Genomic DNA, 19924 nt, shown 5'->3' with positions numbered 1-19924 from the left:
ATCGATAAATTAACTAATAAAGCATTGATAGCATTTAATGACAACAAATATACATTAGCCCTTTCAACGATCAAAAAAATAAATGCTAAACCATCTAACAGAAGCTATCAAAGTGCAGAACTAGAGGGGTTAGCTAGCATAAAATTATCTAAATTTCAGCCTGCTTTACTTATATTTAACGCTTCACTTGTACTTGCTCAAACTGAAAAACAGAAGAAATCGGCTCATTATAATATTGCCATAACACATAACAAACTTGGTAATAACGAAGAAGCAATTAAACACTTAGAGTATTGTCAAAATATTGATAGCACTGTGGAAAATGGGCAAGCACTATTATTACTTTGTGAGTTATATCGAAGGAATTACCATTATCAAAAACTGGAAAAACTAGCCACAAAAATGTTAGCTTGGAAAGAATTTTTTGCCGTAGTTAAGTACCAACTCATTGAAGCTTTTATCAAACAAAACAATACCGATAAAGCCATTAAGGAAATACAAGATCTCACCATCGATTTAACTCAAATCAATGAATATTACATTTCTTATGCCATTAATTTATTACTAAATTTATATAAAGTAGATGAAGCAAAAAATCTGTTGTCACGTGCGTACAATACTTTAGGAAGCACGCCTTGGATAAACAAGTATCAGGCACAGCTAGCATTAAATAATAAAGAATATAAACGAGTCCTAGAGTTGATACCTATTGAGCTCATTAATGCTTGTGCTGAATGGGACAAGAAAGCCGATTATTTTCACATCAGAGGCAATGCATTTGATAAGTTAGCGAAATATCAGGATGCCTACGATAACTTCACCGAAATGGCTAACTGTACAAAAAATGAATTTATTGCTTGGACCAGTAACGACTATGTAGATGATTATAACAAAACTAAACTTAAAGAATTACCTGTGTTTTTGCATGATTGTGTAGTTGCCGAACATATATTTATGATTGGCTTCCCACGTTCAGGGACAACATTACTAGATACTATATTGGATACTCAACAGAATATAGTCACTTTAAGTGAGCTTCCCACTGTAGAAGTAGTAATAAAAGCTTTTGATAATTTGTTAAACAAAACATACCCAAAAAATTTATTCAGCTTAACTAATGCAGAGCTAAAAGTTTTACACGATGAATATTTCAACTTTATAAAAACCGCAGGCTTTGGTGATGCTATTGATAGAAGCACAATTTTGGTCGACAAACTTCCACTCAATATGATTCATTTACCACTATTATTAACATTATTTCCAAAAGCAAAATTCATTTTTTCCCTGAGACATCCTATGGCCACTTGTTTAAGTAATTTTCAACAGAATTACCTAATCAATAAAGAAATGTTTCATTTAATCAGCTTTGATGATTGTGTGAGACGTTATAAAAAAGTATTTGATTTGTTTGGAAAGTATCTTGAATATTACCAACCTGATGTTCACTTTGTTAAATATGAAGATTTAGTCAGTGATTTGCCAAATGAAATAAATCGATTATCAAAATATTTAAACATTAATTTTAGCGATGAATATACAACATTTTACAAACGTGCTGAAAAAGCAATAATAAAAACACCATCACGCTTTCAGGTTAATCAACCACTATATGAAACCTCAAAGGAAAAATGGCGTGGTTATGACAACTTGATTAATCAATATCTACCTGTAGTGCAAAAATATATTGATAAGTATGATTATTCATAATCAAACTCTTATCTCATAATTGAGATATTTAATTTTATAAACAATCAATTACTCATTAAAAATGTACGTTCAAATCTAAATAATTAATTAGAAACATAAGGAGGTATTAATACACTAGCAGTAGAAAGTACACGTTGACTTGAGAACTCCATAATACGAGCGTTAACTATAATGCCTCTTTCACTTTGTATCATCACACCAGAGAGTACATAATTCAACTCATCATCATGATAAAATTCATTTGGATCACGGCTAAAAACAAATTCATCTTTGTCATCTGAATAAAAACCATAAAGTAAATGCAAATCAATGATAGGTAAATGAAAAGCCCCCATTTCTGTTATTAAACTTTCACTTAACATTCGCCCTAATGTATTGGTTTTTCGTAACGTGTCATCATATTCAACAAAAGAAATTATGGCTATCGGTGAGTTTATTTGATAATTAGCTAATCCCTTAACTAAATCGGTAGCAAGTCTTTCGGCGTAATCAGATACTCTAATATGGCTGTGAAAAGCAGTTGGAACTTGCAATATTTCTTGTTTATTTTGAAGTGGTTGAGATGGCAAGTTCACTTCAGAACTGACATTAATATTTGAACACGCGAACATTGTTGTGGCAATAAGAATAACGCACACTAAAGTTATTTTTTTCATAGGTATCACTCACAAATGTTATTTTTCGCTATAAGCTTTTAATTGAATATTAGGCGATGCTGTTTCTGATTCATTATTCTCCAATAGCACAGCATCAACTACTTCATATGGTATAAATGCTTGTGCTGATGTTAGTAATGCATTCGATTCAACAGAAATCACTCTTGCATTGACTAAGTACCCACCTTTATGTTTTGTCAGAGTTCCTGTCAATATATTAGTAGCAGGTGCTTTATCTGAAAGCTCTTGGTAGTCTTCTGAATGAAAAAATACATCGCCATTTTCATTTACACGAATAAACCCTGTTGCTTTAACATCAATTACTGAAAAACCTGTTCTATTGACTTCATGCATGAGCGCTTCCGTTAGCTGTCGGCCAAAATGGTTAGTTTTATCTAAGCTAGAGTCTAACAGAGCAAAGTCTGCAACAACAAATACAGCATTATTATCTGGGAAGTCTAAATTGGAAAATAGGTCTTGTGCTAACCATTTTGCATAATTATTAACATTTTTTATTAAAGGGGCATCGTAATAACTCATTTCATGCAACAAACCCTTTTCATTAATCTGTAATGCATTGTTTGTTTTTACTTGATCGGTAGTCGCTGTGTACGGCGATTCACTACAACCCATATTTAATAAAATTAAGACCATAAAACAGTATTTCATAATATACTCACTTATCCTCGCGATATAGCATACCATTTCTAGATACTACACTCTTTGCGGGCCAAAATAATGTATTGGGAAAAAACTCCCGAGCAGCACTTACTACTTCGCTGGTACTAATTTCAATTACCTCAACATTAACCATTGCACCATTTTCCATTTCGACAAAAGTACCAGCAATAATATACTCAGCACCATCGATCCCTTTCAATTCGTCAATGTTTCGTGATAAAAAATAAGAGGCATCTTTTGAAATTGAAACAGCAGACGACGATTTATGCTCTATAACCTTTGACTCTCTATGTACCAATTCAGTTTTTATTCCATCAGACAAATAATGCCCTAAATACTGCAGCGGATGATCCGTTTTTTTATACGTTAAAGTGTCGGCCCTTACAAATGTTGTCATTAACGTTGCTTTTTTCTTATGATCATAGAGTTCACTTTTAAGCAATTGTTTAACTAAAGAAGATAATTTATTATTAAACTCATTGACATTTTGCGTTATATCTTCAGTTTTAACCACAGGTGTTTCACTCTTTGGAACCGAGTCAATAATTTGGCACGCAGATAAACTAATGCTAACAATCAAGAGTAAAACATAAAAAAAGTTCATTTAAATAACCTTGTTTTTCTATCCCTAATTATTTACATGCATATTTAAGACCAGTTATTAAAGAACAACTAATTTTTTATCTCTGGTTAAATATTAATATCAATTATTATTTGATGATAAAAGCGTCTTTAATATTAATGCACACTTTAAGATAAGATAAAATGATCTATGCAAGTCATTTTATCTTAAGGAGAGTATATGTTGATGGTGTATAAATTATGCTAGAAAATTTTGCAAAAAAGTCAAAATAATAACTTACTTACCATAACTTACCGAAATAGGAATAGTTAATACCGCCTTGCCTCTACGTTTAAGCCATAAATAAATGCCAAAGAAAGTTAATATCACCAAGGTAATGCTGGAAGTTGCATACAAGGTTTGTTCTGTTAGCATGGCAATTTGATACACCAAAGTGGCAACTAAGTAAGCTAATGTAAAACTCCACAGTGCCGCAAATGATGCCCATCTATTGCCCACCTCATTTTTTATCGCCCCCATTGCTGCTGCACAAGGAGTATAAAGTAAAATAAACAATAAATAACTAAAGGCGCCTATTTGGCCGGTAAAAGCATTTTGCATAGCATGGTAGGTGGTTACTGTAACTTCTTGCTCTTCAGCTGCGGCATTTAAATCAGTCACATTACCAACATCAACCCCTAAAGGATCATCAGGGGCAATCCCCAGCAAGTTTTCTTTAATTGAATCGGTTGCTTCTTGCCATTTATCCGCAAAATTCAATTCACCTTCCTCCTCGTCTGAAGCCGAAGAGTATAAATTATTAAACGTTGCCACTAAGGCTTCTTTAGCAAAGATTCCTGTAATAATACCAACACTTGCTTGCCAGTTTTCTTCTTGCACACCGATAGGTGCAAGAGCGGGTGTTACAAACTGTGCAGTTTTACTTAATATTGAATTATTCTGCTCATGATGACCAAAAGTACCATCGGTGCCTAATGAGTTAAAAAAGTTAAGAAAACAAACAACGATAACAATGGTTTTTCCTGCTCCGAAAATAAACGACTTGGTTCGATTTGCTACTCGTTTCGTTAAAGCAGAAATTTTAGGCATCTCGTATAACGGTAATTCCATAAAATTAGTAGATGTTTTACCTGACAATACGGTCGCTTTCAGTAAAAATCCGGTAAATAAAGCAGCGGCAATACCAATTAGATATAGTAAGAAGACTAAATTTTGCCCTGAATCAGGAAAAAAAGCGGCAGCAAATAACGCATAAACAGGTAACCTTGCCCCACAAGACATAAAGGGCGACATCATAATTGTTGTTATGCGTTCACGTTCGTTATCTAAAACTCGCGCAGACATAACAGCTGGGACTGTACAACCAAAACCAACAATTAACGGTACAAATGCTTTACCCGGCAAGCCAATTTTTTGCATAACGCTTTCAACAACAAAGGCAGCTCTGGCAAGATAACCGCTTGTTTCAAGCAGTGACAATCCAATAAATAAACACATTATCACAGGAATAAACGTAGCAACGGTTTGGATGCCACTACCAATACCTTCAATAATCGTTAAGAGCCAAGCAGGTAATTCAAATTGAGCTAAAAACTGTAGCGGATATTCAACAAAAATAGCGCCAGCTAAAATATCGAAAAAGTCGATAAATGCACTACCTACATTAATAGCAAACATAAAGAGTAAATACATCATCAACAAAAATATAGGCACGCCCGCCATCGGATGTAATATAAAGTTATCAATTCTATCAGTTAATGAAAGGTGTTTTTTCTCAGTTGTAATAACTTTAGCTACTGTTTGATCAATAAAGTTATATCTAGCCTGCATTATTTGCATTGCTGCTTCGCTGTCTGACTTACAGGCACATTCTTGTGTGTTTAATGATGTTTCATACGCTAATAAACTATGTTCAGCCTTATTTATTTCGCTTTGTATAAACTCTGGAATTACGATATTTTCAGGGCGTTTAGTCGCATTAGGCAAAGTGAGTAAAGCATCTGAAACTTGTTGGCGTGCTAACTTTGTACGAGCATCGGCTTTAATGACTGGGCAACCCAACAATTCAGAGAGTTTTTCACAATCAACCTCTTGTGCTTCTTTACGATCTGTTTTGGATAACACCACGAGCATAGGTAAACCTAGCTCTAATAATTGTGTGGTTAAATATAACTGACGCTGTAATTGAGTTGCATCCACTACATTTATTAAGCAATCAATTGACTGATCTTCTATGAATTTATGACTAATAGAAAGGTCTTGTCCTTGGTGCTGACGCTTAGATAGTGAAGGAATACCTGGTAGATCTGAAAACAAAGTAGCTTGCTGATTAAACATCACTTGCTGTTGCTTAGCAGAAACAGTAACACCAGCCCAGTTTCCTGTGGTTTGTTTTGTATTAGCTAATTGATTAAATAAGGTGCTTTTGCCCGAGTTGGCAAAACCAACTAAGGTATAGTGAACAATATGTGACATTAGGCTACTTCTAGTTCGATATGTATTTGCGCCGCTAATGATTGATGAATACTCATTTTGGTGCCATGTAAATAAAACGCTCGTGGACCATTAAATGGGGCTATATGTGCTAGCTCTACTAATGTATTAGGAACAAACCCCTGCTCCATTAAACGACTAGCTAAAGATAAGTCACTAGGCAATGATATAATACGTGCGCGTTGCTTCTTTTTTAATTTAGATAACGTCATTTAGTTTACCCACCAACGATTACAATCAATTCAACTGATAACGATTATCATTAATATTAAATGATCTTGGGGGTAATAAGCAATTAAATAACGTATTATATTTGATCTAGATCTCCGGTTATTTATTCAGATAGCACTAAGTATTCTATGTAACCCACCTTCACGGATATAAATAATCAGGTTCAGTTTTTTAAACATCCCCTTATAAAGATTAGAATACTAAAGACACTCCACGATTATGAGTTCCTTTTTCTGAAGCAGCATTTAATTTATCATTTTTATTCGTAATTAATTGTAAATCGCCAAATTTATCAACTTTCGTGCTATACCCCATGTTATGTAAACTCTTTAATACTTTCTCATCAATGCCTAAATAATAGGCAATTTCATTTTTAGGTAATAATTGATGATGAAATCTAGGTTGATTAACCGCGTTTTCAGCGGTCATACCAAACTCAATAACATTGAGGATAGACTGATAAACAGATGAAATTATGGTAGTACCACCTGGAGAACCTGTAACCATTTTCACCTTACCGTTTGTGAGTAAAATGGTCGGCGACATAGAAGATAGCATGCGCTTGTTGGGTTGAATTTCATTTACTTCACCACCAACAGCGCCAAATATATTTGCCACTCCTGGTTTAGCACTAAAATCATCCATTTCATCATTCAATAAGAAGCCAGCTCCTTCAACTACCACGCCACTACCAAAGGTATAATTAATTGTCGTAGTATTTGAAATAGCATTCCCCCACTGATCAACAATAGAAAAATGAGTCGTGTCTCTACTTTCTCTTAGTCCGGGCTCAATATCTTCTGTTATTGATATTTTATTCATTGATATATTGCTAACGCGATTAGCTAAGTAGTCTTTCGATAGTAATTTTGAAACCGGCACATGATAGAAATCGGGATCTCCTAAATATTCAGCTCTATCTGCAAAAACTCTTTTACCAATTTCTGATAATAGATGTAGATATTCTTTAGAATTATGGGCGATAGGTTGATCTTTTTTAGCTAAATCATACATAGTTAACCATTGCATAATAGCAATACCACCTGAGCTTGGTGGCGGTGCTGTAATAATGTCAAATTCACGCCATCTAGCTTGAATAGGTTTACGCCACTTTGCTTGATAATTAGCTAAATCTTCTTCCGTGATTATTCCTCCATGCTTAGACATAAAGTCGCTAATGATTTTAGCCGTTTTACCTTGATAGAAACCCTTATTTCCTTTATTCGAGATCCTTTTCAATGTTTCAGCAAGCTCCGGTTGTTTAAATAATTTCTCCGCTTCTGCATGCTCAAAATACTGTGCGAAATTTACGGTGATATCTTGCTGTTTAAAACTGTTTATTCGCCAATCAATTGCGGATTTGAGTTTAGGGTGCACAATAAACCCTTCAGCGGCTAAAGTTATTGCCGGAGCTAGTAATTCTTTCCAAGTTTTTGAGCCATATTTTTGATACGCCTGCCACATCCCCTCAACAGTACCTGGAACACCAGAAGATAATATTCCGTAAACAGACAAGTTAGGGATGACATTTTTATTATCATCTAAGTACATATCTCTATGTGCCGCTTTAGGTGCTACTTCTCTATAATCTAAAAAGTCGGTTTTACCATCTTTGTAAATTGTCATAAAACCACCGCCGCCAACATTACCAGCTTCAGGCAATGTAACCGCCAATACAAATTGCGCAGCAATTGCGGCATCGATAGCGTTACCGCCATTAAGTAAAATATCTTTAGCAACTTTAGCACTATAACTGTCAGGCATAGCAACAGCAGATTTAGCCTGCCCTTCGCTAATATTGGCGCAATGTAAAAAGCTAATCACTAGCAAAATTATAATTTTTTTCACTTCACTTCCTTTTTGATTATTTAACATAATGACTAGAAACAGCAAATAGGTTTACTCTTTCTACAATATTAGAAGATTAACGCCTTATTGATAAAATACAATGAACTAAAATCCAAAAGCCTACGTATAGTAATTTAATATACATAAAACATAACAGAAGATTTTGAAATGCAACGTTCTATACTAATCCTATTGATTGCTTTTTTAACCGGTTGTAGTACTAATTATGTTAACCAAAACATTACAGGGAAGAAATTCCCATCAATAAGTGGCCAAACGCTTGAGCAACAAAAACTAAAAATTCCAGAAGATTTTAATGATAAATTTACACTCTTATTAGTAGGTTATAAGCAAAATTCACAGTTTGACATAGACCGCTGGTTAATCGGTCTAGATATGACTAACACTCAAGTACCTGTGTATGAGCTACCAACTATTCAAGGATTATTCCCAAAAATGTTTAGCACTATAATTGATAATGGCATGCGTGCGGGTATTCCTAAACCATTATGGAAAGGCGTGGTTACTGTTTACCAAGACGGTGAAAAAGTACAAGCATTTACTGGTAACACCAATCCAAATAATGCCAGGGTAATACTGTTAGACGACGATGGGACGATAGTATATTTTTATGATGACGGTTTTTCTGTAGATGCATTAAATCAATTAAGACATACGTTAATGACTTCTAATTAAAACACTTCTATGAAGTTTATACTCATTTTTTGAACTCAATTAGCACAGAGTATTGACTTACAAACAGTCAAAACCATACAATATGCATATAAAACACATACAAAACATATATCATCAATTATGGGAATAGTTAAAATATCAGAGGAGTTACATGACGAAATTAGAAAATCCAGTCATGTAATGTCCAGATCCATTAATTCACAAGCTGAATTTTGGATAAAAGTAGGTCGTCTATCAGAATTAAATCCGACACTAAATTTCAATGAACTCATTACTTCAGAGTTAATTAAAGTAAACAGTAGTATCTTGGATTCTTCACGTGAATAAAAACATTATTAAAACAGATAACGAAATCGCTTTAATGAGAGAATCAGGCAAACTGCTAGCACAGGTTTTTCATATGTTGGATACCTTCATTTGTGAAGGCATGACAACATTAGAAATTGATCAACAAGTTGAACATTATATTACGACGAAATTAAATGCTCGACCTGCCAGTAAAGGCCAATATGACTATCAGTTTTCATTAAACTCATCTGTTAATGATGTTGTTTGTCATGGTATTCCAAATAATCACTATCGATTAAAAGCCAGAGATATTGTTAACATTGACATAACCTTAGAGAAAAATGGTTTCATTAGTGATTCGAGTAAAATGTATACTTTTAGTAATACAAGTGCCGAAGCTAAACGCTTAGTAAAAACCACGTATGACGCTATGTGGAAAGGGATATACGCAGTTAAACCCGGTGCAACCTTAGGCGATATTGGTTATCAAATTCAACAATATGCAGAAACAGCGGGTTATAGCGTTGTTCGAGAATATTGCGGGCACGGAATTGGCAGAGAAATGCATGAAGAGCCACAAGTACTTCATTTCGGTAAACCCTCAACAGGTTTAGTACTTGAGCCAGGAATGACATTCACTATTGAACCTATGATCAATCAAGGTAGCCATAAAGTAAAAAATAAGAAAGATGGTTGGACCGTTGTCACCAAAGATAAAAAGCTATCGGCGCAATGGGAGCATACAGTTTTAGTCACCCAAACAGGGGTGGAAGTGTTAACTATTAGAGACGATGAAACTATTAGCCGTCTCAATTAAATTATAAATGCGCCAAGATTGATTGCTGATCTTTCTTGGTCATTTTATTCATCGCCAAGTTAAACGGATGATCGTACTTCATTGCGCTTTAAGCAAATATACATTAGTGCTAGTTAAAATATGCCTAAATATTGTTTTGCCATTTTATGTGCCGCATCAACACTTAAATTAGCAGCAATATCTAAGTCTGGTATCACACCTGTTTTCTCCCAATTTGAATGGGTAGCTGGGTGTAAATGAATTGCAATTGGAATAGTTAAGCTTATGTGATTGTTAATTTTTTTATTTTGTAATACATGAGCAATACCCATAGTATTTTCGCCTACGATAAATGCTTTTTTCAAATGCTGGAGAGTATAGCTAAAAAACTCACCTGAACTAGAAAGATATGACGATGTAAGTATATAAATAGGAAAGTTATGCTTAAATTTATCATTGCCACTCGTTTCTAACGCTCTTAATCGCTTTTTCTTCTTTTGTTGATCATATAGAACCTCACTAAGTATCGTGCTTTCTTTTATAAAAAAACTCATTAAATATTGCGCTAGTGGTATCGAATCACCTTCGGTGTCCCGTAAATCTATGATCAATGCATCAACCATAGACAATTCCTTTAATGCACGAAAAATTTCCTTTTTTGCATTAGAGGTTTGATAAAAATAATTCACCTTGATATATCCCACATTCCCTGAAAGTAGGTCTACATTACGAATTATATAGCTATCCTTGAGGTTAAGGGCACTCTTTCTTTTAACTTTTTCAAGAGTAAGTGAAGGATGAGGTTCAACTATATCCAGGTACATATCACCACTAATATCTCGTAAAATTACACTAAGGCTTCTTATAAAAGAGTACCAATCACTAACTTTATCAAACTCTTTATTGGCCAATTTACGCTTCAATTCTGCTTTTACTAACAGTGCTTTTTCTGGATAAATATACTCTTTTTCCAAAATGAGTATGATATTCTTAATCGCTTTTTCGATATTTTGTTTAAACAAAGTATCGTTTAGGTTTGCCCTATTTAATTCTGATGCTTGTGAAAAAGCTATGCTCAACCAGAGTAAAACATGCATCAATAGTAAGTTAATTTTCTTCATTTTACTTATTCTCATGTATAACAAAATTTACCGTTAAACATTGTTTAGCGGTGATGAATAAAATAGTAAATGAAACTAATGAGGGGAGGTTAACTTAACTTTATACTGCAAGTTACTGGCTTTCCAGCCTGATATGTATAAACGCGATCCATACCTTAAAACTATATACCAACAAGGCGGTGAAGTGGTTGGCTTATACCATTGATAATTCACAACATGGGTCACAAATAAAACTAATAAAGCAACCAGAATATAATCAATAGTAATTTGATTTAAATGATTGAAATTGGCAGCTTGATTAACAGTTACAAAAACACCAAGGCTATTCGCGCTTTTATTAATTTCAGCAACAGACGATTTATACTCAACTGAATGATTAATTTCACTAGAAGAGACTATGCCTGTTAGTGTGATTGTTAGTAATAAAAATACTAAAAAACAAAGTAATTTTTTAAATAAAAGCACGTATTTAATCATTTTCTTGAATTGGTTTTAACAAGTGTAGCATTGGTTAAAAGTGAATCAAGATTGATTTTTGATCTTTCTTGGTCATCTTACTGAGCACCAAATTAAACGAATTATCGATCATACGCTCTATTTCACCCTGCGGAATTGAGCCATCTAAAATGACCGTATTCCATTGTGCCTTATTCATATGGTAACCAGGGATAACACTAGCAAAAATATCGCGCAACATAACGGCTTCGTCTGGATCACACTTAAGATTTACACAATAATGACCTGCCATTTTGCCATAAGTATCTTTCTCATTACCTTTCCCGAAAGACATTGTTGCAAACATTTTGTTTTTGACTTTAAACACCTTAACATCATCACCAAAAGGGTAATAAAGCGATGTTTCTGGTTTAGTTAATAAATACTGTTCAATTTGACTTTCATTCATGGCTATTCACGCTAAATAAAGTGAATGATATAAGTTCAGTGTATTATAAATTGCGCAGCAATTACCAACGTTGAAGAAAAGAATAATCAATCACTTCGAATATACAAAAGGAGCTAACGCTCCTTTTGTAATGTTACTTATCACTTTGTTTGATTTTTAGAAGTTATAACTCACTTCAGCCCAGGCACTAACCCCCTCACTAGGCAAGCGCTGCATAACTTCTATTTCGCTATTGTTAACTCGATTATAGCCACCTAAATGATGTCGATAATCTTTATCAAATACATTATCTACCCCCGCACGGAGTGTTAGTGCAGAATTAACATAATAATTTACGTTTAAATTAACTAAGCCATATCCTGCTGTCGCTTTTTCCTGATTAGTTATTGACACATCATCTTGTTTTGCTGCAAGAACAACTTCAACATCAGTTAACCAATCACCCGTATTATAACGAGCAGTAATTCTAGTATTTAATGGTGTTATACGATAAAGACTATCATCTATATCTCTTCGTTCTCCTTTGACATAACTTGCAACACCAAAAAACTCTAAATTATCGGTTAACTGATAATTCCAATTTACATCTATTCCATAAAGTTTCGCATCGACATTGGTAAATTTTAAAGGATTATCATCGCCCGACATCATTTGCGCCATCATGCTTGCTGACATATCCATCATAGTTAATGACGTTCCTTGAATGTAATCATCTATACGTTGATAAAAAATTTGCGGTGCGAGCATTAATCCACTTTCTTGATAGGTTAAACCGATATTGCTTTGATAAGCCGTTTCTTCTTTTAGGTTAATATTACCTATATAAGTATTCCCGTCAGCTAAGCCCCCTGTTGATTCCATAGGTGTCCATAAATACCGCTCTTGATATGAAGGTGCTCTATTTTTAACCCCAATACCTGCATTAAATGAGGTTGATTGTGATAAAACAGTTTCTATATTCAGAGCAATATCAACTAAAGTATCTGACTGTGACCGATCAGCATTATTAAAGTTATCTCTTAAGGTCATTGCTAACTCAGCCATTGAAGGCATCATCGTTGCCTCAAGATCCATATTCATCTCAGAATGAATGTTCGTTTCCATACGGTTAGGCATCGACATCATAGCCATTGAGGTAGCAACCTCTCCTGCTTCAGCACTTACATGTTTGATACGAACTCCTAATTGAACTTGAGTATCATCAAAGTCTTGCTGCCATTGTCCAAAAATAGCAATGCGCTCATCGACTACGTCATTAAAGTTAATCACTTCAAACATCATATTATTAGGATTAGTGATCACAGAGTCATGGGCTGCACTATAACCGTCAAAGCCAAATAACAACTGTCCAAATTCAAAACCTTGCTCGAGTGTAAATGTAAAATCTACAGTTTCAGCAGTTGCATTATTACGACGATGTTTAGTCATATCATCATTTTCACGCATTAAAAAGTTCGTCATACCATGGTCGGCATCAACATAACCTAACGTCCAACTTGCTTGCCAATTATTCATAATAAACTCGCCATCAATAGCCAATCGGTGACTAAAAATATATTCAATATCCATTGGTAATGCAGGGGTGCCAGAGTCTTGTGTATCTGTATAATGATAATTTAAACCTACTGAGGTATCATTTTGTTGGTAACGAAAATCAGCTCCCATTTGTCTTTTCTCATAAGCACTAGGAGCGACCGTTTTTCTACTGCCACTTTCGAAATTTTCTCCTGATTGAACATTAACATAAGCCATTGTGGCAAATTGATTTTTCCCTATGTTAACGACGGCAGACAAGGTATCTGCATCATTATTGCTTCTATACCCAGCTTGCATATCGCCAGACATATGTAACGAATCACTTTGGCTAAATTCTGCTTTTCTCATATTTACATTGATTGCGCCTGCTAGAGTATTCATGCCTGCAACAACAGGAGCAACCCCACGATAAACAGTCATCGATTCAACGATTAATGGTGTTGAATAACTTAAAGGAGGATCCATAGCATTTGGGCCAGCACCAATAACAAGATGGCCATCTAATGCTATCGACAAACGATCTCCATATAAGCCTCGATATTGAGCAATGCCTGTCACTGGACCATTTTTATTAACACTGGCTCCTGGCACTGTAGATAACCAACTCGCTAAATCAGGTTCACTAGTTTTACCTACAGCAATACCTTTATTATCAGACAGTCCTTGATGACGTTGATGCGTAATAGTAATAACATCGATACTTTCAGTATCAATTTCGTCAGCTATTGTTTGTGTGTTAAATAGAGTTGATGAACATAAAATCGCTTGAATTGCGATGACACTGGGTTTCAATAAAAGTTTCATAATAGCGCCTATAAAATAAAGGAAGGAGAGGTAAATTGTCGCCTTCATGGTGATTAACGCTATTTTCGATATTTTAGATATAACTAACAAAGTAGAAAACATGAAGTGCGACATATTGTCGCAGCCATTCAAGCAAGGTTTTGATTCAGGTCAACTTTCAATTACTTTTGTCTGAACTACTTGTAATTAAAATTTCTTACAAGTTAGTTCGGATAATGGATGACAAATAGATTAACAATGGCACAATAAGGGCTACGGTTAACTTAAGGAATATAAATGAAAGGGCTGATTTCCATTCTATTGCTAACATTCAGTTTTGTTAGTGTTGCTGATGAACAAGCTGAAGCTATTTTTAAACAACTGGCACCATCACTATACCAAATAAGAATAATTGATAAAGCAAGTGGTGAAAAGTCGACAATTGGCTCAGGTTTTCAAATTACTGCTCAGGGCTTAATAGCCACTAATTATCATGTTATTTCAGGCTATGCACGTTACCCTCAAAAGTATACTCTTGAATATTTAGATCACCTAGGCAATAAGGCTCCGTTAACATTAGAAAGTGTGGATGTAATTAACGATTTAGCACTAGTTAAACGCCAAGTAGATGAAGGTATGCCATTTTTTAACATTGCAGAAAATGCTCCTACTAAAGGGGAAGAGCTTTTTTCTTTAGGTAACCCTCACGATTTAGGTATGATTGTTGTGCCAGGCACCTATAACGGTTTAAAGCAAGAATCTTTTAACGATAGAATACATTTTACTGGCTCTGTTAACTCTGGCATGAGTGGCGGCCCCGTAGTTAATAAGAATGCAGAAGTTGTGGGGATTAATGTCGCAACATCAGGCAATCAAATTGGTTTTTTGGTTCCTCACGATAAGTTAAAGATTTTATTTGAGCAATATCAGAAACGAGCACCTGAAAGTATTGAACAACAAATGGCACAGCAATTAAAGTTCAATCAAGAAAAATTAATTTCACAACTGTTATCAAATGAATGGCATTTAAAAGAACTAGGGGAAGCGTTAATCCCCACAATCGATGTACCTTATATACGTTGCTGGGGTGACTCTAATGCAGATAAAAGCGACGCTTTAGTCATGGTTGCTGTGGCTAATTGTAGTCTTGAAGAAGACACCTACATTGAAGGTAACTTTTTAACCGGCTCTATAGAAATGGAGTTTCGTTATATGAAGTCACTAAAACTCGGCGCGACTAAATTTTACCGACTCTATCAAAACCAAATAGCGCGAGTTATGCCAGGTAATAAAGCAACCAAAGACGATGTGACTGAGTTTCAATGTCAACACGATTTAGTGATGCCTACACACCAAAATATCAATAATAAATCTATATTTTGTGTGCGGGCTTATAAAGAATTTCCGAATTTATACGATGCCTTATACTTAGGTGTTTCTATCGATAAAGATAAACAAGCATTAATCAGCCACTTTACTATTTCAGGCGTGGCTAAAGACTCTGTTCAAGCATTTACTAAGCAATTTATGGAGTCTGTATCATGGAAATAATCATTGAAGAAATTAACCGCAGCCATAAACTGATAGGCCGCCATAAATTTGCTAATAAGCATATCACCATAGGCCGTGGTTACCGTAATGATATAATTGTATCCGACCCACATATTTGCGCTGAGCATTTATCTGTTGATTTTGATGGTGAAAATTGGGTAATTACAGATAAAAATTCAATCAATGGTAGTTTTCTAGGTGATACTAAAAAGCTAGCACATGGGCATATTATCCGCTCTGGTGATATTATTACTTTAGGACAAAGCCAAATTCGCTTTGTGTTTCCAGACCATCCGGTGCCCGCAAGTACTACACTTAGTCCCTTCGAAAGCTTAATCAATTTAGCAAGGCATCCACTCGCGTTATTTATCAGTATAGGCCTATTTGCTCTTGTCGTTGCTTGGACCATCTTTTTAAATAACCCTAAAGAAATGAGTTTTACTCAATTATTAGTGCCGGCAATTAGCATGACGCTGATGTTTTTACTTTGGCCGGCATTAGTGTCATTAATTTCACATTTAACCAAGCATGACGCTCGTGTGCTAACACAGTTAGGCGTGTCCTTCATTATTTATAATATTAGTTGGGTATTAGATTTTATTGAAACAGTGGTAAGCTTTAATGCATCAAGTAGTTTTGTATTAATGCCCGTGCTCACATTGCTCCCTGTCTCACTAGCTTTTTGTTTGTTTTGGCTAAACTGTTATATAGGCTTTCATATGACCGCAAAACGAAGAGCTATTGTGGCAGCAAGCTTAACCATTTTATTATTTGGTGGAAGCTATTTAATACAATTAAGTAAACAGCCTGATTTTACCATAAAGCCTAAATTCAATAATGTGCTCATGACGCCAAACTTTGTGCTAGCACCAAGTAGTGATGTTGACAGCTTTATCCAGAAATCAAATAAATTATTTGAAAAAGCTGACAGTAAAATAGATGACGAATAAAATTTATTACTAAAACATACACAGCATAAAAAAACCCGCAATAAGTGATCTCATTGCGGGTTTTTTATTTAACCAAGATACTTTAAGGTCGAGCAATAAAGCCTACTGCATCATAAACAGAGGTTAATACTTTATTCGCTCTTTCAGATGCTTGCTCAGCTCCTTCGCTCATTACTTTATCTAAGAATGTTTGATCATTGCGGAACTGATGAAATTTTTCTTGAATAGGCTCAAGCATAGCAACAACGGCATCAGCAACATCTCCTTTTAAATGACCATACATTTTATCTTCATACTGTGGCACTAATTGCTCAATAGATTGATCAGTTGCACACGATAGCAATGATAAAAGATTTGAAACACCCGGTTTTTCATCAAAATCAAAATAGATACGTGCTTGTTCATCAGAATCAGTAACAGCACGTTTAATTTTTTTAGCGATTTTTTTAGGGTCTTCCAATAACCCAATAAAGTTACCTGGGTTGCTGTCAGACTTAGACATTTTCTTGGTTGGCTCAAGTAAACTCATAACGCGTGCTCCATGCTCTGGAATATGAGGATCTGGTACAACAAAGATATCGCCATAAATATTATTAAAACGCGTCGCAATATCGCGTGCTAATTCTAAATGTTGCTTTTGATCATCACCTACTGGTACACGATCTGCACGATATAACAAAATATCAGCGGCCATTAAAACCGGGTAAGTAAATAAACCCGAATTCATATTCGCCTCTGATTTTTGTGATTTATCTTTATATTGTGTCATACGGTTTAGCTCACCCATTTGAGTGTAACAATTTAACACCCAACTTAATTGTGCGTGAGCTGGTACATGAGACTGAATAAAAATAGTACTTTGCTCCGGGTCAACACCACAAGCTAAATACAATGCTAAACCATCTAAGGTCGCTTTACGTAATGCTTCAGCCTCTGGGCGAACGGTAATGGCATGTTGGTTTACCAACATATAAAAACAATGATGATCGGCTTGCATATTTACCCATTGCTTTAATGCACCTAAGTAATTACCGATAGTAAGTTCGCCCGACGGCTGACAGCCACTTAATACAACTGGTTTTGACATAATATTTTACCTAAAACTGCTCTTGCAGCATCTTTAACTTTACTTTACCGTGGCAAGTTGCGCACGCATTTCGTCTATGGCTTGTTTATAATCATTTTGTGAAAAAATAGCAGAGCCAGCTACAAACATATCAGCACCTGCTGCTGCAATTTCAGCTATATTATTAACTTTCACGCCACCATCCACTTCTAAACGAATATCTCGCCCACTAGCGACAATTTTTTCTTTGACTAATTTTAACTTATCGATCGTGGATGGAATAAATGATTGCCCACCAAAACCGGGATTCACTGACATTAATAAAATAACGTCTAATTTGTCCATCACAAAATCTAAGACTTGCAGAGGCGTTGCCGGATTTAACACTAACCCTGCTTTACAGCCATTATCTTTAATGAGTTGCAATGTTCTATCAATATGGTCACTGGCTTCTGGATGAAAAGTAATAATACTCGCACCAGCTTTGGCAAACTCAGGAATTAAACTATCAACAGGTTTCACCATTAAGTGCACATCAATTGGTGCATCAATACCATAATCTCTCAACGCCTGACAAATCATTGGGCCAAACGTTAAGTTGGGAACAAAATGGTTGTCCATAACATCAAAATGAACAACATCTGCCCCAGCAGCAAGTACCTGAGCAACATCATCACCTAAGCGTGCAAAATCAGCTGATAATATTGATGGAGCAATTAGAAATGACGACATAATTAAGCCCTTTTAAAAAAACTGCGCTACTTTATCCTAAAATGCAGAAATAATCGACTTCCTTACCGATTGTAAGCGTTATTTTTCTGCACAATATTTGCACTACTCTCCTAATCATCGCACCAAACAAGTGCGGAAGATGCTTCAGTTTCTATTATCCTCCATGATAACAAAACCAGTAACAGAATGATTTATAAATAAAAAATAATTAAATTTCATGGTTTTTGCATTTAGGGCACTGTCTTTGCAATTCCAGTATTAACAAAAATAAATCAAAAAGAGAAAAAACATGAAAAATACACTAATTAAAATCGCACTAGCTTCAACGTTATTAACTTCAAGCGCTTTCTCAATGAATGCCGTTGCCGACAGCCTATCTGCAAATGTAGGGGCTACCAGCAACTATTTGTGGCGTGGTTTAGAACAAACCAACGGCAAAAGTGCTATATCCGGTGGAATTGATTACTCTGCTGACTCTGGTTTTTATGTAGGAACATGGGCGTCAAATGCTGATTGGGCCGACGGAATGACATATGAATTAGACTTTTACGGTGGCTTTGGCGGCGCTATTAATGAATCAGTATCCTATGACGTAGGTTTTATTTATTATGCTTATCCAGATGAATCTACTGGAGATGCTGACTTCTCTGAAGTTTATGTAAACTTTTCTTTTGACGCGTTAACTGTAGGTGCAGCTGTTTTAGCATCAGGTGAAGGTGCTGATTTTGGTGATACACTTTATCTTTCAGCTGACTATGCTGTGGCATTATCTAATGAAGCAGAGCTTGCTTTCCACCTTGGTTCATATTCTGGTGACTGGTTAGCTGAAGACTCTATTGATTATGGAGTAAGCATAAGCAAAAGCGGCTTTACTTTAGGCGCATCTAAAACTGATTTAGATGGCGATGATATGAAAGTATACGTATCTTATGCTATCGATATTGATTTATAAGCGCTTATTATTAGCTGAAAATTAATTTATAGACTAAAAAACCAAACGCTCGTTTGGTTTTTTTTAACTTTTAATTTAAAAATCTTACTCACTTCAAGTTGAATTAAGTGTAAAAATCAAAGATACTGAATTTACGTTAATGAGTTGGATAAATAATGAGCGAATCAAACTCCATATCAAACACAATTAAAAGTGTTTTGTTTGCATTTTTAGGCGTGCAAAGTAACAAAAACCGAGAACGTGATTTTACTCAAGGGAAATTTAGTCATTTTGTTATTATTGGTGCAATTGCTGTTGTCATATTTATAGCGACCTTAATCACTATAGTCTCATTAGTAATTGAATAACCA

20 protein-coding genes are annotated in these 19924 nt (G+C 35.0%); 8 read left to right on the top strand and 12 right to left on the bottom strand.

Going from position 1 to position 19924, the window contains the following annotated elements; genetic code table 11:
- Nucleotides 1-24: 24 nt before the first annotated feature.
- Nucleotides 25-1707 (top strand): tetratricopeptide repeat-containing sulfotransferase family protein, encoded by a 1683-nt coding sequence (locus IE155_RS16170; protein ID WP_189379291.1) that lies wholly within the window; start codon nucleotides 25-27, stop codon nucleotides 1705-1707.
- Between the two features lie 83 nt (nucleotides 1708-1790).
- On the opposite strand, the gene IE155_RS16165 is transcribed toward IE155_RS16170, so the two are convergent.
- The 6 genes from IE155_RS16165 to ggt all read right to left on the bottom strand — a co-directional run bounded on the left by IE155_RS16165 (nucleotide 1791) and on the right by ggt (nucleotide 8226).
- The gene (locus IE155_RS16165; protein WP_189379290.1) at nucleotides 1791-2363 is read right to left on the bottom strand and encodes a FlgO family outer membrane protein; all 573 of its coding nucleotides are present in this window, start codon (nucleotides 2361-2363) and stop codon (nucleotides 1791-1793) included.
- 18 nt (nucleotides 2364-2381) lie between these two features.
- Entirely contained in the window at nucleotides 2382-3032 is a 651-nt protein-coding gene (locus IE155_RS16160; protein ID WP_189379289.1) for a FlgO family outer membrane protein, read from the bottom strand.
- Between the two features lie 7 nt (nucleotides 3033-3039).
- Entirely contained in the window at nucleotides 3040-3648 is a 609-nt protein-coding gene (locus tag IE155_RS16155) for a FlgO family outer membrane protein (RefSeq protein WP_189379288.1), read from the bottom strand.
- A gap of 255 nt (nucleotides 3649-3903) precedes the next feature.
- On the bottom strand, nucleotides 3904-6102 hold the full coding sequence (feoB, locus tag IE155_RS16150) for a ferrous iron transport protein B (RefSeq protein WP_189379287.1): 2199 nt from the start codon (nucleotides 6100-6102) through the stop codon (nucleotides 3904-3906).
- Nucleotides 6102-6332 (bottom strand): FeoA family protein, encoded by a 231-nt coding sequence (locus IE155_RS16145; RefSeq protein WP_189379286.1) that lies wholly within the window; start codon nucleotides 6330-6332, stop codon nucleotides 6102-6104. The genes feoB and IE155_RS16145 overlap by 1 nt, the downstream gene beginning before the upstream one ends.
- A 211-nt stretch (nucleotides 6333-6543) precedes the next feature.
- Nucleotides 6544-8226, bottom strand: coding sequence for a gamma-glutamyltransferase (gene ggt, locus IE155_RS16140; RefSeq protein ID WP_189379285.1), 1683 nt, complete (start codon nucleotides 8224-8226; stop codon nucleotides 6544-6546).
- A gap of 141 nt (nucleotides 8227-8367) precedes the next feature.
- On the opposite strand from ggt, the gene IE155_RS16135 reads away from it, so the two are divergent.
- From IE155_RS16135 to map, 3 genes are all read left to right on the top strand, one after another.
- The gene (locus IE155_RS16135; protein ID WP_189379284.1) at nucleotides 8368-8895 is read left to right on the top strand and encodes a hypothetical protein; all 528 of its coding nucleotides are present in this window, start codon (nucleotides 8368-8370) and stop codon (nucleotides 8893-8895) included.
- A 120-nt stretch (nucleotides 8896-9015) separates the two neighbouring features.
- The gene (locus IE155_RS16130; RefSeq protein ID WP_189379283.1) at nucleotides 9016-9222 is read left to right on the top strand and encodes a ParD-like family protein; all 207 of its coding nucleotides are present in this window, start codon (nucleotides 9016-9018) and stop codon (nucleotides 9220-9222) included.
- Nucleotides 9215-10000, top strand: a complete 786-nt coding sequence (gene map, locus IE155_RS16125) for a type I methionyl aminopeptidase (RefSeq protein ID WP_189379282.1) — start codon at nucleotides 9215-9217, stop codon at nucleotides 9998-10000. Before IE155_RS16130 ends, map begins: the two co-directional genes overlap by 8 nt.
- Before the next feature lie 113 nt (nucleotides 10001-10113).
- Here map and IE155_RS16120 read toward each other — a convergent pair whose 3' ends face one another.
- The 4 genes from IE155_RS16120 to IE155_RS16105 all read right to left on the bottom strand — a co-directional run bounded on the left by IE155_RS16120 (nucleotide 10114) and on the right by IE155_RS16105 (nucleotide 14344).
- On the bottom strand, nucleotides 10114-11100 hold the full coding sequence (locus IE155_RS16120; RefSeq protein WP_189379281.1) for a S41 family peptidase: 987 nt from the start codon (nucleotides 11098-11100) through the stop codon (nucleotides 10114-10116).
- Between the two features lie 75 nt (nucleotides 11101-11175).
- Nucleotides 11176-11565, bottom strand: a complete 390-nt coding sequence (locus IE155_RS16115; protein WP_229817401.1) for a hypothetical protein — start codon at nucleotides 11563-11565, stop codon at nucleotides 11176-11178.
- 46 nt (nucleotides 11566-11611) lie between these two features.
- Entirely contained in the window at nucleotides 11612-12004 is a 393-nt protein-coding gene (locus tag IE155_RS16110) for an MmcQ/YjbR family DNA-binding protein (protein ID WP_189379280.1), read from the bottom strand.
- 156 nt (nucleotides 12005-12160) lie between these two features.
- Entirely contained in the window at nucleotides 12161-14344 is a 2184-nt protein-coding gene (locus IE155_RS16105) for a TonB-dependent receptor (RefSeq protein WP_189379279.1), read from the bottom strand.
- A 276-nt stretch (nucleotides 14345-14620) separates the two neighbouring features.
- Between IE155_RS16105 and IE155_RS16100 the strand changes: the two genes are divergently transcribed.
- Nucleotides 14621-15874: a S1 family peptidase gene (locus IE155_RS16100; protein ID WP_189379278.1), complete on the top strand. Its 1254-nt coding sequence runs from the start codon at nucleotides 14621-14623 to the stop codon at nucleotides 15872-15874.
- The gene (locus tag IE155_RS16095) at nucleotides 15865-16824 is read left to right on the top strand and encodes an FHA domain-containing protein (protein ID WP_189379277.1); all 960 of its coding nucleotides are present in this window, start codon (nucleotides 15865-15867) and stop codon (nucleotides 16822-16824) included. The genes IE155_RS16100 and IE155_RS16095 overlap by 10 nt, the downstream gene beginning before the upstream one ends.
- An 82-nt stretch (nucleotides 16825-16906) precedes the next feature.
- Here the strand turns inward: IE155_RS16095 and trpS are convergent, their stop codons facing one another.
- On the bottom strand, nucleotides 16907-17911 hold the full coding sequence (trpS, locus tag IE155_RS16090) for a tryptophan--tRNA ligase (RefSeq protein ID WP_189379276.1): 1005 nt from the start codon (nucleotides 17909-17911) through the stop codon (nucleotides 16907-16909).
- Between the two features lie 39 nt (nucleotides 17912-17950).
- Nucleotides 17951-18622 carry a ribulose-phosphate 3-epimerase gene (gene rpe / locus IE155_RS16085; RefSeq protein WP_189379275.1) on the bottom strand — a complete coding sequence of 224 codons (672 nt, stop codon included), beginning with the start codon at nucleotides 18620-18622 and terminating at the stop codon, nucleotides 17951-17953.
- Nucleotides 18623-18911: 289 nt separating this feature from the next.
- Between rpe and IE155_RS16080 the strand changes: the two genes are divergently transcribed.
- Both IE155_RS16080 and IE155_RS16075 read left to right on the top strand, forming a co-directional pair.
- On the top strand, nucleotides 18912-19574 hold the full coding sequence (locus tag IE155_RS16080) for a TorF family putative porin (RefSeq protein ID WP_189379274.1): 663 nt from the start codon (nucleotides 18912-18914) through the stop codon (nucleotides 19572-19574).
- 155 nt (nucleotides 19575-19729) lie between these two features.
- Nucleotides 19730-19921 carry a DUF2970 domain-containing protein gene (locus tag IE155_RS16075; protein ID WP_189379273.1) on the top strand — a complete coding sequence of 64 codons (192 nt, stop codon included), beginning with the start codon at nucleotides 19730-19732 and terminating at the stop codon, nucleotides 19919-19921.
- Nucleotides 19922-19924 lie beyond the last annotated feature (3 nt).

Origin of the sequence: Thalassotalea profundi (assembly GCF_014653195.1) — a bacterium.
In the GTDB taxonomy this organism is placed as follows: domain Bacteria; phylum Pseudomonadota; class Gammaproteobacteria; order Enterobacterales; family Alteromonadaceae; genus Thalassotalea_B; species Thalassotalea_B profundi.
Note: the sequence above shows the minus strand (reverse complement) of the source record. Positions and strands in the feature narration are given on the sequence as shown.

Bases quoted from the DNA above. Each gene is read 5' to 3' on its own strand.
- IE155_RS16110 (WP_189379280.1), bottom strand. From the start codon at position 12,004: ATGAATGAAAGTCAAATTGAACAGTATTTATTAACTAAACCAGAAACA.
- IE155_RS16120 (WP_189379281.1), bottom strand. From the start codon at position 11,100: ATGAAGAAAATTAACTTACTATTGATGCATGTTTTACTCTGGTTGAGC.
- feoB (WP_189379287.1), bottom strand. From the start codon at position 6,102: ATGTCACATATTGTTCACTATACCTTAGTTGGTTTTGCCAACTCGGGC.
- IE155_RS16160 (WP_189379289.1), bottom strand. From the start codon at position 3,032: ATGAAATACTGTTTTATGGTCTTAATTTTATTAAATATGGGTTGTAGT.
- trpS (WP_189379276.1), bottom strand. From the start codon at position 17,911: ATGTCAAAACCAGTTGTATTAAGTGGCTGTCAGCCGTCGGGCGAACTT.
- IE155_RS16135 (WP_189379284.1), top strand. From the start codon at position 8,368: ATGCAACGTTCTATACTAATCCTATTGATTGCTTTTTTAACCGGTTGT.
- IE155_RS16075 (WP_189379273.1), top strand. From the start codon at position 19,730: ATGAGCGAATCAAACTCCATATCAAACACAATTAAAAGTGTTTTGTTT.
- IE155_RS16105 (WP_189379279.1), bottom strand. From the start codon at position 14,344: ATGAAACTTTTATTGAAACCCAGTGTCATCGCAATTCAAGCGATTTTA.
- IE155_RS16100 (WP_189379278.1), top strand. From the start codon at position 14,621: ATGAAAGGGCTGATTTCCATTCTATTGCTAACATTCAGTTTTGTTAGT.
- rpe (WP_189379275.1), bottom strand. From the start codon at position 18,622: ATGTCGTCATTTCTAATTGCTCCATCAATATTATCAGCTGATTTTGCA.
- IE155_RS16145 (WP_189379286.1), bottom strand. From the start codon at position 6,332: ATGACGTTATCTAAATTAAAAAAGAAGCAACGCGCACGTATTATATCA.
- IE155_RS16130 (WP_189379283.1), top strand. From the start codon at position 9,016: ATGGGAATAGTTAAAATATCAGAGGAGTTACATGACGAAATTAGAAAA.
- IE155_RS16165 (WP_189379290.1), bottom strand. From the start codon at position 2,363: ATGAAAAAAATAACTTTAGTGTGCGTTATTCTTATTGCCACAACAATG.
- IE155_RS16155 (WP_189379288.1), bottom strand. From the start codon at position 3,648: ATGAACTTTTTTTATGTTTTACTCTTGATTGTTAGCATTAGTTTATCT.
- IE155_RS16080 (WP_189379274.1), top strand. From the start codon at position 18,912: ATGAAAAATACACTAATTAAAATCGCACTAGCTTCAACGTTATTAACT.
- ggt (WP_189379285.1), bottom strand. From the start codon at position 8,226: ATGTTAAATAATCAAAAAGGAAGTGAAGTGAAAAAAATTATAATTTTG.
- IE155_RS16095 (WP_189379277.1), top strand. From the start codon at position 15,865: ATGGAAATAATCATTGAAGAAATTAACCGCAGCCATAAACTGATAGGC.